Origin of the sequence: Catellatospora sp. IY07-71, from assembly GCF_018326265.1 — a bacterium.
Classification (GTDB): domain Bacteria; phylum Actinomycetota; class Actinomycetes; order Mycobacteriales; family Micromonosporaceae; genus Catellatospora.
This window is the reverse complement of sequence record NZ_AP023360.1, coordinates 1,134,348-1,148,096: the sequence shown is the minus strand read 5'-3', so window position 1 is coordinate 1,148,096 and position 13,749 is coordinate 1,134,348. Positions and strand designations below refer to the sequence as shown.

The 13,749-nt window shown below is 72.5% G+C and carries 14 protein-coding genes; 7 read left to right on the top strand and 7 right to left on the bottom strand.

Features of this window, described 5'->3' with window-relative positions:
* Positions 1 to 122 precede the first annotated feature (122 nt).
* Positions 123 to 2,651, top strand: coding sequence for an ATP-dependent Clp protease ATP-binding subunit (locus CS0771_RS05235; RefSeq protein WP_212840017.1), 2,529 nt, complete (start codon positions 123 to 125; stop codon positions 2,649 to 2,651).
* A gap of 257 nt (positions 2,652 to 2,908) precedes the next feature.
* Here CS0771_RS05235 and CS0771_RS05230 read toward each other — a convergent pair whose 3' ends face one another.
* Entirely contained in the window at positions 2,909 to 3,772 is an 864-nt protein-coding gene (locus CS0771_RS05230) for a polysaccharide deacetylase family protein (protein ID WP_212840016.1), read from the bottom strand.
* Positions 3,773 to 4,015: 243 nt separating this feature from the next.
* Positions 4,016 to 4,906: an A/G-specific adenine glycosylase gene (locus CS0771_RS05225; protein ID WP_212840015.1), complete on the bottom strand. Its 891-nt coding sequence runs from the start codon at positions 4,904 to 4,906 to the stop codon at positions 4,016 to 4,018.
* A 31-nt stretch (positions 4,907 to 4,937) separates the two neighbouring features.
* Between CS0771_RS05225 and CS0771_RS05220 the strand changes: the two genes are divergently transcribed.
* From CS0771_RS05220 to CS0771_RS05210, 3 genes are all read left to right on the top strand, one after another.
* Positions 4,938 to 5,471: a glycine cleavage system protein R gene (locus CS0771_RS05220; RefSeq protein ID WP_212840014.1), complete on the top strand. Its 534-nt coding sequence runs from the start codon at positions 4,938 to 4,940 to the stop codon at positions 5,469 to 5,471.
* Positions 5,472 to 5,583: 112 nt separating this feature from the next.
* On the top strand, positions 5,584 to 6,144 hold the full coding sequence (locus tag CS0771_RS05215; protein WP_212840013.1) for a peptide deformylase: 561 nt from the start codon (positions 5,584 to 5,586) through the stop codon (positions 6,142 to 6,144).
* Positions 6,145 to 6,204: 60 nt separating this feature from the next.
* On the top strand, positions 6,205 to 6,891 hold the full coding sequence (locus CS0771_RS05210) for a hypothetical protein (protein ID WP_212840012.1): 687 nt from the start codon (positions 6,205 to 6,207) through the stop codon (positions 6,889 to 6,891).
* A gap of 7 nt (positions 6,892 to 6,898) precedes the next feature.
* Here CS0771_RS05210 and disA read toward each other — a convergent pair whose 3' ends face one another.
* The 5 genes from disA to CS0771_RS05185 form a co-directional block, all read right to left on the bottom strand.
* Positions 6,899 to 8,005, bottom strand: a complete 1,107-nt coding sequence (gene disA, locus CS0771_RS05205) for a DNA integrity scanning diadenylate cyclase DisA (RefSeq protein ID WP_346111946.1) — start codon at positions 8,003 to 8,005, stop codon at positions 6,899 to 6,901.
* 54 nt (positions 8,006 to 8,059) lie between these two features.
* Entirely contained in the window at positions 8,060 to 9,481 is a 1,422-nt protein-coding gene (gene radA, locus CS0771_RS05200) for a DNA repair protein RadA (protein WP_212840011.1), read from the bottom strand.
* 90 nt (positions 9,482 to 9,571) lie between these two features.
* Positions 9,572 to 10,282, bottom strand: coding sequence for a hypothetical protein (locus CS0771_RS05195; protein WP_212840010.1), 711 nt, complete (start codon positions 10,280 to 10,282; stop codon positions 9,572 to 9,574).
* 53 nt (positions 10,283 to 10,335) lie between these two features.
* On the bottom strand, positions 10,336 to 11,136 hold the full coding sequence (locus CS0771_RS05190) for a UbiA family prenyltransferase (RefSeq protein ID WP_212840009.1): 801 nt from the start codon (positions 11,134 to 11,136) through the stop codon (positions 10,336 to 10,338).
* A 62-nt stretch (positions 11,137 to 11,198) separates the two neighbouring features.
* On the bottom strand, positions 11,199 to 11,633 hold the full coding sequence (locus CS0771_RS05185; RefSeq protein ID WP_212840008.1) for a hypothetical protein: 435 nt from the start codon (positions 11,631 to 11,633) through the stop codon (positions 11,199 to 11,201).
* Between the two features lie 298 nt (positions 11,634 to 11,931).
* On the opposite strand from CS0771_RS05185, the gene CS0771_RS05180 reads away from it, so the two are divergent.
* From CS0771_RS05180 to ispF, 3 genes are all read left to right on the top strand, one after another.
* The gene (locus CS0771_RS05180; protein ID WP_120317389.1) at positions 11,932 to 12,417 is read left to right on the top strand and encodes a CarD family transcriptional regulator; all 486 of its coding nucleotides are present in this window, start codon (positions 11,932 to 11,934) and stop codon (positions 12,415 to 12,417) included.
* A gap of 14 nt (positions 12,418 to 12,431) precedes the next feature.
* On the top strand, positions 12,432 to 13,151 hold the full coding sequence (gene ispD, locus CS0771_RS05175; RefSeq protein WP_256442870.1) for a 2-C-methyl-D-erythritol 4-phosphate cytidylyltransferase: 720 nt from the start codon (positions 12,432 to 12,434) through the stop codon (positions 13,149 to 13,151).
* 70 nt (positions 13,152 to 13,221) lie between these two features.
* Positions 13,222 to 13,692 carry a 2-C-methyl-D-erythritol 2,4-cyclodiphosphate synthase gene (gene ispF / locus CS0771_RS05170; protein ID WP_212840006.1) on the top strand — a complete coding sequence of 157 codons (471 nt, stop codon included), beginning with the start codon at positions 13,222 to 13,224 and terminating at the stop codon, positions 13,690 to 13,692.
* The last annotated feature ends 57 nt before the right edge of the window (positions 13,693 to 13,749 follow it).

Here is a 13,749-nt window from a genome sequence, read left to right as displayed (position 1 = left end):
CAGCGGACCGTTTCCGGTGGGCCGACATGGTCGGAGTCTGGCGTTAGAGTGAGTGAAACAGCTTCGCCGCCGAGGATCTCCCCCCGGGAGTTCGAGGACTGAGGCGTAGGTGAGGAGCGGGAATGTTCGAGCGGTTCACCGACCGGGCGCGTCGGGTGGTCGTCCTGGCTCAGGAAGAAGCCAGGATGCTCAACCACAACTACATCGGCACGGAGCACATCCTGCTCGGCCTCATCCACGAGGGTGAGGGCGTCGCGGCGAAGGCGCTGGAAAGTCTCGGCATCTCGCTGGAGGGCGTGCGCCAGCAGGTAGAGGAGATCATCGGCCAGGGCCAGCAGGCGCCGAGCGGGCACATCCCGTTCACGCCGCGGGCCAAGAAGGTGCTGGAGCTGTCGCTGCGCGAGGCGCTGCAGCTCGGCCACAACTACATCGGCACCGAGCACATCCTGCTCGGTCTGATCCGCGAGGGTGAGGGTGTCGCGGCCCAGGTGCTGGTGAAGCTCGGCGCCGACCTCAACCGGGTGCGCCAGCAGGTCATCCAGCTCCTGTCGGGCTACCAGGGCGGCAAGGAGCCGGCCGCGGCCGGCGCCGCCCCCGGTGAGGCCGCTCCCTCCACCAGCCTCGTGCTGGACCAGTTCGGTCGCAACCTGACCCAGTCGGCGCGGGAGGGCAAGCTCGACCCCGTGATCGGCCGGGAGAAGGAGATCGAGCGGGTCATGCAGGTGCTGTCCCGCCGCACCAAGAACAACCCGGTGCTGATCGGCGAGCCCGGCGTCGGCAAGACGACGGTCGTCGAGGGCCTGGCCCAGAAGATCGTCAAGGGCGAGGTGCCGGAGACGCTGAAGGACAAGCAGCTCTACACGCTCGACCTCGGCGCCCTGGTGGCCGGCTCCCGCTACCGCGGTGACTTCGAGGAGCGCCTGAAGAAGGTGCTCAAGGAGATCCGCACGCGCGGCGACATCATCCTGTTCATCGACGAGATCCACACTCTGGTCGGCGCGGGCGCCGCCGAGGGCGCGATCGACGCCGCCAGCATCCTGAAGCCGATGCTGGCCCGCGGCGAGCTGCAGACCATCGGCGCCACCACGCTCGACGAGTACCGCAAGCACCTGGAGAAGGACGCGGCGCTGGAGCGGCGCTTCCAGCCGATCCAGGTCGGCGAGCCCTCGGTGGCGCACACCATCGAGATGCTCAAGGGCCTGCGTGACCGCTACGAGGCGCACCACCGGGTCACCATCACCGACGCGGCCCTGGTCGCCGCGGCGAACCTGGCCGACCGGTACATCTCCGACCGCTTCCTGCCGGACAAGGCGATCGACCTGATCGACGAGGCCGGCGCCCGGATGCGCATCCGTCGCATGACCGCGCCGCCGGACCTGCGCGACTTCGACGAGAAGATCGCCCAGGTGCGCCGCGACAAGGAGTCCGCGATCGACGCGCAGGACTTCGAGCGGGCCGCGCAGCTGCGCGACAAGGAGAAGCAGCTCCTGGGCCAGAAGGGCGAGCGGGAGAAGCAGTGGAAGGCCGGTGACCTGGACGTCGTCAGCGAGGTGGACGACGAGCAGATCGCCGAGGTCCTGGCCAACTGGACCGGCATCCCGGTGTACAAGCTGACCGAGGAGGAGACCTCCCGCCTGCTGCGCATGGAGGACGAGCTGCACAAGCGGGTCGTCGGCCAGATCGACGCGGTCAAGGCGGTCTCCAAGGCGATCCGCCGTACGCGGGCCGGTCTCAAGGACCCGAAGCGCCCGTCCGGTTCGTTCATCTTCGCCGGCCCGTCGGGTATCGGTAAGACCGAGCTGTCCAAGGCGCTCGCGGAGTTCCTGTTCGGCAGCGAGGACGCGCTGATCCAGCTGGACATGTCCGAGTTCCACGACCGGTACACGGTGTCCCGCCTGGTCGGCGCCCCGCCCGGATACGTCGGCTACGACGAGGGCGGCCAGCTCACCGAGAAGGTGCGCCGCCGGCCGTTCTCGGTGGTCCTGTTCGACGAGATCGAGAAGGCCCACCCGGACGTGTTCAACACGCTGCTGCAGATCCTGGAGGACGGTCGCCTGACCGACGGCCAGGGCCGCATCGTGGACTTCAAGAACACCGTGATCATCCTGACCACCAACCTGGGCACCCGGGACGTGGCCAAGGCGGTCTCGCTGGGCTTCCAGAAGTCCGAGGACGCGGAGTCGAACTACGAGCGGATGAAGGTCAAGGTCAACGACGAGCTGAAGCAGCACTTCCGCCCGGAGTTCCTGAACCGTATCGACGACACCATCGTCTTCCACCAGCTGACCGAGGTGGAGATCCTCTCGATCGTGGACATCATGATCAAGCGGATCGAGATCCAGCTGCGCAACAAGGACATGGGCCTGGAGCTGACCGACAACGCCAAGCGTTACCTGGCGAAGAAGGGCTTCGACCCGGTCCTGGGCGCCCGGCCGCTGCGCCGGACGATCCAGCGCGAGCTGGAGGACACGCTCAGCGAGCGGATCCTGTTCCAGGAGCTCAAGCCCGGCCAGCACGTGCTGGTCGACTGCGAGGGCGACCCGGAGCAGGTCGAGACGGCCAAGCTGACCTTCACGGCCTCGCAGAAGGCGCCGGCTCCGGCCGCGCCCGAGACGCCGGCCGAGCCGGTCGGCAGCGACGCCGCCGCGTAACAGCGCTACGAGAAAGGGGCACCGCGCTCGGCGCGGTGCCCCTTCTGCGTGCTCGACCTAGGTTTGCTTCGCGGCAAGCGGCGGGCGCTGGGTTCGCGGCGGGCTGCGCCATCATGATCGGTGTTTCGTGTCGGAAGGCATGGTCAGAACGCAGGCTCTGACACGAGACGCCGATCATGGAAGGGTGGGTAGGCCGCAGAACGCCCCGCCGGGGTCGGTGGCCGCCCGGGCGACCGGCCGAACGGCGTGACCCGAAGTCACCCGACGTAGTCCTCCATCAGGGCCGGGGTGAGGCCGGAGCGGTGGATCGCCTTGAGGGCGGCCAAGAGGTCGTCCATCAGCGCCGGGCGGAAGTGCATGAGCAGCACGTCGCCGGGCTTCACCACCTTCTCGGCGGTCTGGTAGCGGACCTTGCCCTTGTCGACCGTCTGCGTCCAGTAGAAGACGGCCACCGCCCCGCAGTCGCGGGCCGCCTTCAGCGTGGTGGCGTCCCGGTTGCCGAACGGCGGGCGGAACAGCGTCGGCCGACGGCCGAACAGCTGCTCCAGCTTGTCCGCCGCCCCGCAGATCTCCTTCTTCTGGAAGTCGTAGGACTTGCCCTTCAGCGAGGTGTGCGTGATCGTGTGGTTCTCGATCATGCCGCCCGCGTCCTGGATTGCCTTGAAGTAGGCCGGGTGCTGGGTGGCGGCCGGCGAGTTGAGGAACAGCGTCACCGGGATCTTCGCCCGCCGGATGAACTCGACGACCTCGGGCTTGCGCGACAGCGCACCGTCGTCGATGGTGATGAAAGCGACCTTCTGATTGGTCGGCACGCGGAACCAGAACACCGCCGAGCTGCTCTCCGGCACGTTCACCCGCTGCGGGGCGGGCGCGTCCGGGAAGTCGGGCACCTGGGACAGGTACCACTGCAGGTTCTTGACCGTCACCGGCTTCATCGTGGGCGAGGCCGGCGGCGCCGACGGGCTCGGGGAGGCGCTCGGCGACGGCGTCACGCTCGGCGAGGCGCTCGGCCCCGGTTCGGCGAAGATCGGGTCCGGGCCTGCGCTCTTGCACGCGGCGGGCGCGAGCAGGGCGCCGAGCAGCAGCACGGTGAGGGCGCGGCGGGCGGGGGAGGGGGCCACGCCCGGACTCTATCGATCCGAGCCGGATTCGCAATCCCGCACGAGACCCGAACACCAGTCGGATATCGGCCGCGCCGCGCCGCGCCGCCGTCACGCCGTGCTGTGCAAGATCGCCGTCTCGTGTCCGAACCTTTGGTCTGGCTGCCGGTTCCGACACCAAACACCGATCTTGGCCCCGGCCACCCGTCTCACCGCGATCTTCCACGCCCGGCCCGGAGCCTCAGCGGCGCGGAAGGCGGGGACTCACACCGGCTGGGCGGGTTCCGGGGTGCCGGGCAGGGCGTAGCGCTCGCCGTGGGGCACCACCAGGCCGTCGGCGAGCAGGCTGGCCAGGGCGCGCTCGCGCTGTACCGCGTCGGCCCACACCACGTCGAGGGCGGGCCGGGCCACCGGGCCGGTCGCGTGGCGGAGCACGGCGAGCAGCAGGCCCCGCACCTGGCGGTCGGTGCCCGCGTACCGCTGCGGCTTGCGGGACGGCCCCTCAGGGAGGGCCGCGCCGGTGGCCCGCCACTTGCAGTGCGCGCGCAGCGGGCAGGTCTCACAGCGGGGCGTACGCGCCGTGCACAGCACCGCGCCCAGCTCCATGAAGGCCGCACTGGCCCGCGCGGCCGCCGCGTCCGCGGCCGGGAGCAGCGACTCGACCAGGGCCAGGTCAGCCGGGGTGGTGGCCGCGCCGGCGTCGGGCGCGCCGGTGACCGCCCGCGCGGCGACCCGCCGCACGTTGGTGTCCACCACCGGATGGCGCTGCCCGTACGCGAACGCGAGCACCGCCCGCGCCGTGTAGTCGCCGACGCCGGGCAGCGCCAGCATCTGGTCCAGCCGTCGGGGCACCTCGCCGCCGTGCCGCTCCACCAGCGCCGTCGCGCAGGCGTGCAGGCGCATGGCACGCCGCGGGTAGCCGAGCCGTCCCCAGGCCCGGATCGCCTCGCCGGACTCCTCCAGGGCGAGGTCGGCGGGGGCGGGCCAGCGGGCCACCCACTCGCGCCACACCGGCAGCACCCGGACCACCGGCGTCTGCTGCAGCATGAACTCGCTGACCAGCACCGGCCAGGCGCCGACGTCCGGCGCCCGCCAGGGCAGATCCCGCGCGTGGGTGTCGTACCACGCAGTGGTCAGCGAGGCGAGTTCGGACATGGGCCCCACCCTACTGGTGCACAATGCCCGCATGACCAACTCGTCGGGTGGGGCCGAACTGGCCGTGACCGTGATCGGACCGGACCGCACCGGGATCGTCGCCGATGTCGCCGAGGCGCTGGCCAGGCTCGGCGCGAACCTGACCGACTCGACCATGACGCGGCTGCGCGGTCACTTCGCGATGACGCTCATCTGCTCCGCCCCGGCGAGCGCCGCGGAGGTCGAGGCCGCGCTGCGCCCGCTGTCCGCGGACGGCCAGCTGCTGGTGACCGTACGCGCCGTCGGCCCGGACGAGCCCCCGCACAACGGCGGCCTGCCGTACCTGCTGAGCGTGCACGGTGCGGACCGGCTCGGCATCGTCGCGGCGGTCACCCGGGTGGTCGCCGACATGGGCGGCAACGTCACGGATCTGTCCACGCGCCTGGTCGGCCCGCTCTACCTGCTGGTCGCGGAGGTGGACCTGCCCGAGGGGGTGCCCGCCGAGCTGACCGCGCGGCTGGCGAAGGTCGCCGAGGAGCTGGGCGTGGAGGTCAGTCTGCGCCCGGCGGGCGCGGACGTCCTGTGAGCACGGCCGCGACCGGCGCCGGCCGGGCCGCGGCGCGGAAGGCGGGCGACCCCGCCGGGCGCAGCGTCGCGCCGGGCATGCGGGCCGACGGCGAGTGTGGCGAGGGGGAGGCGTGAGCGAGCTCAACGAGGTGGCCATCGAGGGCTGGGATCTCGCCGCGCTCGGCGAGGGCCGGGTGCTGCCGGTCGTCACGGCGCCGGACCACGTGCTGAGCCGGGCCGGCGAGCCGGTGGACCCGACCGATCCGGCGGTGGTCGCGCTGGCGGCGGACCTGGTCGCGACGATGCGAGTGTCGCCCGGCTGCGTGGGCCTGGCCGCCCCGCAGGTCGGCGTGGGCGTGCAGCTGTTCGTGGTGAACGTCGTGGAGCACCCGAAGGCGGTCACCGTGCACGGCACGTTCGTGCTGGCCAACGCGGTGATCGTGGAGGCCAGCCGGTGGCGGCCGGGCCGGGAGGGCTGCATGTCCGTGCCGGACCTCACCGGGGACGTGAAACGGGCCGGGCGGATCGTGGTCTCGGGCGAGCTGCCGGGCAGCGGCCGCAAGGTGACGATCACGACGGACGCGTTCGAGGCGCGGGCGCTGCAGCACGAGATCGACCACTGCAACGGACTGCTGTTTTTGGACAAGGTCAGCGGCGCACACGCGATCTATCAGCGAAAAGTCTATCTGTGACACGCACTTAGCGTGTCGCGTGATGCGTGTCGTGATCGTGGGCGATAGCGTGAGCACATCATGAGACTGATAGTGGGTCCGCTGCCCGCAGCCGTCTACTGGCGACGCCGCGCCACGGTGCTCGGTGCGCTGCTGGTTGCCGTTCTCATGGTGACGCTGGTGGTGCGCGGCGCCGGCAGCGACGGCGCGCAGAACACCGCTGCCACGTCCTCGGCCACGCCGACGGCGGCGCTGTCGGCCGGGCCGAGCGCCGAGCCGTCGTCCAGCCCCGACGACGTGATCGCGCCCGCCTCCGAGGTGAGCGCGAGCCCGTCCACGGCGGCGACGGAGACCGAGACGGACCCGGAGCAGTGCACCGACAGCGAGATCAAGGTGACCGCCAAGGCGGCCAAGACGACGCTGCAGCGGGGTGAGGATCTCTACATCACCCTGCTCGTCAAGAACGTCTCCAAGCGCACCTGCACCCGTGACGTCGGCGCGGACATGCAGGAGCTGCGCATCCTGAAGAGCACCGAGAAGATATGGTCGTCCGACGACTGCGGCGGGCCGAAGGGCCACGAGGTGCGCCAGTTCCCGCCCAACCACGAGCGCTCGTACACGGTGATCTGGAACGGCAAGTCCAGCTCCGCCTGCGAGAAGACGATCAAGCGGGTGCCGGACGGCCCGGTCCCCCCGGCGGGGGAGTACCGCCTCTACGCGCGCGTCGGCACCGCCATCAGCCCGTCGGTGACCCTGAAGCTGGAGTAGCCCGTCCTCAGACGTACCGCTCCAGGATCGAGGTCTCGGCCAGGCGGGACAGGCCCTCGCGGACCCCGCGGGCGCGGGCGTCGCCCACCCCGTCGACCGCCTGCAGGTCCTCCACCGTGGCGCCGAGCAGGCGCTGCAGGCTGCCGAAGTGGTCCACCAGCCGGTCCACTATCGCGCCGGGCAGCCGCGGCACCCGGGCCAGCAGCCGGAACCCGCGCGGGCTCACCGCCGCGTCCAGCGCCTCGGTGGTCGCCGGGTAGCCCATGGCCTTGGCCACCGACACCAGGTCGATCAGCTCGCTCGCCGACAGCAGGTCCAGCTCGACCAGCGCCTCGTCGGTGGTGCGGGACTTGCGGCCCAGCGGCAGGTAGTCGCGGATGACCAGGGTGCGGTCGGCGTCCACGCCGGCCATCATCTCGTCCAGCTGCAGCGACAGCAGCCGGCCGTCGGTGCCCAGCTCGACCACGTACCCGGCGATCTCGTCGGAGATCCGGCGCACCATCTCCAGGCGCTGCACGACCGCGAGCGCGTCCCGGACGGTGACCAGGTCCTCGATCTCCAGCGCGGAGAGGGTGCCGCTGACCTCGTCCAGGCGCAGCTTGTACCGCTCCAGCGTGGCGAGGGCCTGGTTGGCGCGGGAGAGTATCTGCCCCGAGTCGTCCAAGGTGTGCCGCTGGCCGGCCACATACACCCCGATGATGTGCATCGACTGGCTCACCGAGATCACCGGGTAGCCGCTCTGCTTGGAGACGCGCTCGGCGGTGCGGTGCCGGGTGCCCGACTCCTCGGTGGGGATGGAGGCGTCCGGCATCAGGTGCACCGCGGCGCGCAGGATGCGGGTGCCGTCGGCGGAGAGCACGACGGCGCCGTCCATCTTGCACAGCTCCCGCAGGCGCGTGGCGGAGAACTCGACGTCGAGAGGGAAGCCACCCGTGCAGAGGGTCTCGATGAGCTTGTCGTAGCCCAGGACGATGAGGGCGCCGGTCCGGCCGCGCAGGATGCGCTCGAGGCTGTCCCGCAGCGGCGTGCCCGGGGCGACCCGTGCCAGGGTGGCGCGCAACGGATCACCGCCGACTACGGCGGTGTTCCAGGTGGTGTCGCGATCGATCGGCACGGGCACAGTCTACGGGGACGTTCGGCGGACGCTGGGCGGCCCGTGGCGGCGGCGTCACTCAGCGGACAACCGCGCAGCCCAGTGCAGTGCCGTACGCAAGTCGGACACCTCTTCGACCCGCATGCCGGCGGCCGGCGTGCCGGTCGACTCGGGGCCGCAGCCGGGCGGCACGAGCGCGTACTTGAACCCGAGCCGGGCGGCCTCGGCCAGGCGCCGCGGCACCGCGCCGACCCGGCGCACCTCCCCGGTGAGGCCCACCTCGCCGATCGCGGCCAGCCGGGGCGACATGGACAGGTTGAGCCCGGCCGAGGCGACGGCGAGCGCCACGGCGAGGTCGGCGGCGGGCTCCACCACCCGGATGCCGCCCACGGTCGCCGCGAACACCTCCTTGTCGTGCAGCGCCATCCGCTCGGTGCGCCGCTGCAGCACCGCCAGCACCATGGCCAGCCGGGCCGAGTCGAGGCCGGACACGGTCCGCCGGGGCGAGCCCGCCACGGTGGCCCCGATCAGCGCCTGCACCTCGGTGACCAGCGCGCGGCGCCCCTCCATGGCGACGGTGACGCAGGTGCCGGGCACCGGCTCGGCGTAGCGGGTGAGGAACAGGCCGGACGGGTCGGGCAGCGAGGCGATGCCGCTCTCGTTCATCTCGAAGCAGCCGACCTCGTCGGCCGCGCCGAAGCGGTTCTTCAGACCGCGGACCAGGCGCAGCGAGGAGTGCTTGTCGCCCTCGAAGTGCAGCACCACGTCCACCAGGTGCTCCAGCACCCGGGGCCCGGCCACGTTGCCGTCCTTGGTGACGTGGCCCACCAGCACCGTGGCGATGTTGCGCTCCTTGGCGACCGCGACCAGCGCGGCGGTGACCGCGCGGACCTGGGTCACCCCGCCGGGCACGCCGTCGTTGCCCGGCGCCGCGATGGTCTGCACCGAGTCGAGCACCAGCAGGCCCGGCTTGACCGCGTCCAGGTGACCCAGCACGGCCGCCAGGTCGGTCTCGGCGGCCAGATAGAGGCGCTCGTGCAGGGTGTTCATGCGCTCGGCGCGCAGCCGCACCTGGCTGACCGACTCCTCACCGCTGACGATGAGCGAGTTGCTGCCCGCGCCCGCGGCCCACTGCTGGGCCACGTCGAGCAGCAGGGTGGACTTGCCCACGCCCGGCTCGCCGGCCAGCAGCACCACCGAGCCGGGCACCAGGCCGCCGCCGAGCACCCGGTCCAGCTCGCTGACGCCGGTGGCGACCGCGCGGGCGGGCGTGGCGGAGATCGAGGCGATGGGCCGGGCGGGCTCGCCCGGCGCGCGGGGCGCCACCGAACGCATCGCGCCCAGCGCCGGGCCGGTGGACGACTCGACGACCGAGCCCCACTCGCCGCACTCCGGGCAGCGGCCGACCCATTTCGGCGGCTGGTGCCCGCAGGCGTCGCATTCGTACGCCGGGCGGGCGGGCTTGGCCGCTTTCGAGGTGGTGCTGCGCACGGTCACCCGGGCAACCTATCGCGAAGGTGCGACGTGAAAAGCCGCCCGGCACCTCACCTGAGCGGTGGCGTGCCGGGCGGCTCGAGATCCGGAAGGTCAGTGACCGCCCTCGGTGCCGGGACGCGGCGACGGGGCGACCGGCACCCGCGGCGCCAGGCTCAGCGGCGGCGCCACCGGGATCACCGTGCCGGGCAGGGTCTCGATGACCACGCCGTTGGAGAAGGTCAGCTTCAGGTGCACGCCCTCGCCGTTGGCCAGCGGCTTCTTCAGGCCGGTGAGCAGCGCCAGCTGGCCCGCCTGCGGGGTCAGCTCCAGGTAGCCGCCGGGCTGGATGACCGGCTTGGCCGGGGCGGCCGCCTGGGTCGGGCTGGGGCTCGCCTTCGGCGACGGGCTGCCGGTCGCCTTCGGCGAGGCGGTGGGCGAGCCGGTCGGGGAGGCCTCGGCGGTCGGCGACGCGGCGGCCGGGGTCGGCGTGGCCTTGAGGTCGGCCGCAGTGCCCAGCTTCACGCTCGCCGCGTCGTTGGAGGTGATGCTCTCCAGCGTCACCGGCTTGTCGGTGTCGTTGAAGATGCGCAGCTGCAGCGGGGCGTCGGCACCGGCCGGGTAGCCCTTGACGCCGGGGTAGCCGACCATGGCGTCGCGCAGGGCGATGTTGCCGCCGCCCGGCACCGGCACGGTCGCGCTGTAGCCGGGCACGGCCGCGACCTGGTCGGCGGTCTGGGAGATCATGCCGGCACCGCAGCCGGACAGGGCCAGCACAGCGGCTGCCGCACCGCCGGCGAAGAGCATGGTGATCGAGCGCGTCACGGGGCTCAGCGTAGTGTCCGGCGATCGAGGCCCTGCAGGCGACCCGCCGCTGATCACAGCGCCCCGCTGAGCACCAGCAGCACCAGGTCCACCGCGGCCGCGGCGAGCAGGGCGCGGAAGGCGGTGCGCGGTGCGGCGTACCAGCCGGTCACGATCAGTCCCGCGGTGGTGGCGAGGGCCGCCAGCCCGGCCCACAGCGGAGGGCGGGCCCCGGCCAGCAGGGTCAGCGTGGCCGCGAGCAGCAGCCCCGAGGCGGCCAGCAGGCTGCGCCGCGCGCCAAGCCGCTGGGGCAGGCCGTGCACGCCCGTGGCGGCGTCGTCGGCCAGGTCGGGCACCGCGTTGAGCAGGTGCGCCGCGCCCGCCAGCAGCGCCGCGGCGGCCACCAGCCAGCCCGGCGCGGCGGGCGCCCCGGGCCGCGCGGTGCTGACGAACTCGACCAGGCAGGCGAACGACACCAGGTACGGCACGATCGAGACCGGCGTCGCCTTCAGCGGGTGGTTGTAGAGGTGCGCGGAGACCAGCGCGGCCAGGAACCAGGCCCCGGCGGGCCACCCCCAGGCCAGGCAGGCGGCGACGGTGCCGCCCGTGGCCACGGCGGCCGCGACGGCGACGGTACGGCGGGCCGCCGGGTCACCGGCCAGCGGCTTGTCGGTCCGGCCCACGGCCGCGTCGCGCGCGGCGTCGATGGCGTCGTTGGCCCAGCCGACCGAGAGCTGGCTGAGCCCGACGGTCACCGTGACCGCCGCGATCCCGGCCGGGGAGTGGCCCATGCCCGCGGCGAGCAGCGCCCCGAAGGCGGTCACGGCCAGGGCGGGCAGCGGATGGCAGGCACGCAGCAGTCGCAGCGGGGACATCCCGTCAGTGTGGCGGCGCCCACCCTTTCCCGCGCGCCGGACCGCCCCCGGGCGGAGCCGGGTCAGCCGGGGGACGGTCGGGTGCCGGTGGGCGCGGCGGGGGAGTTGGTCGGCGCCGGGGCGCTCGGGGAGGTGGCGGCGGGGGCGGAGACGGCGGGCTGGACCGGCGGGCCGGGCTGGGGCGGGGTCGGGGTGGTTCGGGTCAGGCTCGGCCAGGCGATGAGCAGCAGGCTCAGCAGCGTGATCACCACGGCGATGCCGAGCACGACCAGCGGCAGCACCAGCGAGGGCTGGTCGGGGTCGTCGACGCGCTCGGGCAGGCGCAGGCGGCGGCGCCACTTCGCCCGGCGGGCCGCCCGGCGTACGGCCTTGGCCTCGCGCCTCAGCTCGGCCCGGACCCGCTCCGCCTCCTCGGCCAGCTCAGCGGGGTCATCGGGAATGACGACCTCTCCCCACTCGGGCGGGAGGTCCGGAAGGCCGTTCCCCAGCGTGCCCATCGCCGGCTCCTCGCGCGCTCTGCACCGCGTCCCTCTAACTGTCCCGCGTCGTACAGACTCACGCTAGTGGCGCATCGCAGGAGATTGAGGGCTGTTCACGATGCGGACATCCGGCATCACAGACGCCAATGAGTGGAGAAAGGGTCACTCAGCGTAGCGGACGAAGGGGCGCCTCGCTGTGTCAAGCAGAAGAAATACGGCTCACAACAGGGGTGAGCTGCGCTAACTGTGCAAGACGGGCTGGGACTGCGCGGCACGCCCGTGTTACCCTAGACACAGCGAAAGGGGTTTCGTACCTATGGATTTCAGTGTCGGCGAGACCGTTGTCTACCCCCACCACGGGGCCGCACTCATCGAGGCTATCGAGACCCGCACCATCAAGGGCGAGGAGAAGCTCTACCTCGTCCTTCGGGTTGCTCAAGGCGACCTTACGGTGCGGGTGCCCGCCGAGAACGCCGAGATCGTCGGCGTGCGTGAGGTGGTTGGCGAGGAAGGCCTGTCCAAGGTTTTCGACGTCCTCCGCGCCCCGCACACCGAGGAGCCGACCAACTGGTCGCGGCGGTACAAGGCGAATCTCGAGAAGCTCGCCTCGGGTAACCCGCTCAAGGTGGCGGAGGTCGTGCGTGACCTCTGGCGTCGTGAGCGTGAGCGCGGTCTGTCGGCGGGAGAGAAGCGCATGCTCGCCAAGGCCCGGGACATCCTTGTCGGCGAGGTCGCGCTCGCCGAGAAGAGCACCAAGGACGGAGCCGAGGTTCTCCTGGACAAGGTGCTCGCCGAGGCGTGACCCGCACACCAGCAGTGTCCTCTGATATCGATAGCCGCGACGTTCCAGCGCCCACCGGGCGCAGGGACGTCGCGGTTCTCGTTCCCGCCGCCGGCATGGGCCTGCGCCTGGGCGGCGGTACGCCGAAGGCCCTGCGCGAGCTGGCCGGCGAGCCCCTCCTGGTGCACGCCTGCCGCCGGGTCGCCCAGGCCCCGTCCGTCGCCATGATCGTCATCGCCGCCCCGCCCGCCGAGGTCGACGCCGTGCGTGCGCTGGTCCCCGGCGCGACCGTGGTCCCCGGCGGCGCGACCCGCCAGGAGTCGGTCGCCGCCGCCCTGGCCGCCGTCCCCGCGACGATCGACATCGTCCTGGTCCACGACGCCGCCCGCGCCCTCACCCCGCCCGGCCTGGTCGAAGCGGTCGCCGCTGCGGTCCGCTCGGGCCTGCCGGCCGTCGTCCCCGCCCTCCCCGTCGTCGACACCGTCAAGCGCGTCGACGCCGCCGAGTGCGTCCTCGAAACCGTCGACCGCACCCCCCTGCGCACCATCCAGACCCCCCAGGGCTTCCCCCGCGAAACCCTCGTCGCCGCCCACGCCCAGGCCACCGGCGACCACACCGACGACGCCGGCCTGGTCGAACGCCTCGGCCACCAGGTCCACACCATCCCCGGCAGCGACCTGGCCCTCAAAATCACCCGCCCCCTCGACCTCCTCATCGCCACCGCCCTCCTCACCGCCGACGCCGAACTGCGTTGATCATGAACTTAAGTACGGGTTCGACGGCGTGTCGCTACCCTGACACCGTGATCGACAGGGAGGCGGCGCGGTGAGGGTCGGTATCGGTACGGATGTGCACGCGTTCGACGCTGAGCGGCCCTGCTGGGTGGCGGGGCTGCACTGGCCGGACTCGCCAGGTCTGGCCGGGCACTCCGACGCCGACGTCGCGGCGCACGCCGCCTGCGACGCCCTGTTCAGCGCGGCGGGCCTGGGCGACCTGGGCGCCAACTTCGGCACCGACCGGCCCGAGTGGTCCGGCGCCGCGGGCGTGGTGCTGCTGGCCGAGGCCGCCCGCCGGGTGCGCGCGGCCGGCTTCGCCATCGGCAACGTCTCCATCCAGGTGATCGGAGTCAGCCCGAAGATCGGCAAGCGCCGCGACGAGGCCCAGCGGGTGCTCTCCGAGGCGGCCGGCGCCCCCGTCACCGTCTCCGGCACCACCACCGACGGCCTCGGCCTCACCGGTCGCGGCGAGGGCCTCGCCGCCATCGCCGTAGCCCTGGTCACCCCGACCACGCCCTGACCCCGGGCCGCGCCCGCCCCCGGGCCGCACCCGATGCCCGCGATCTTGCGCGAACTG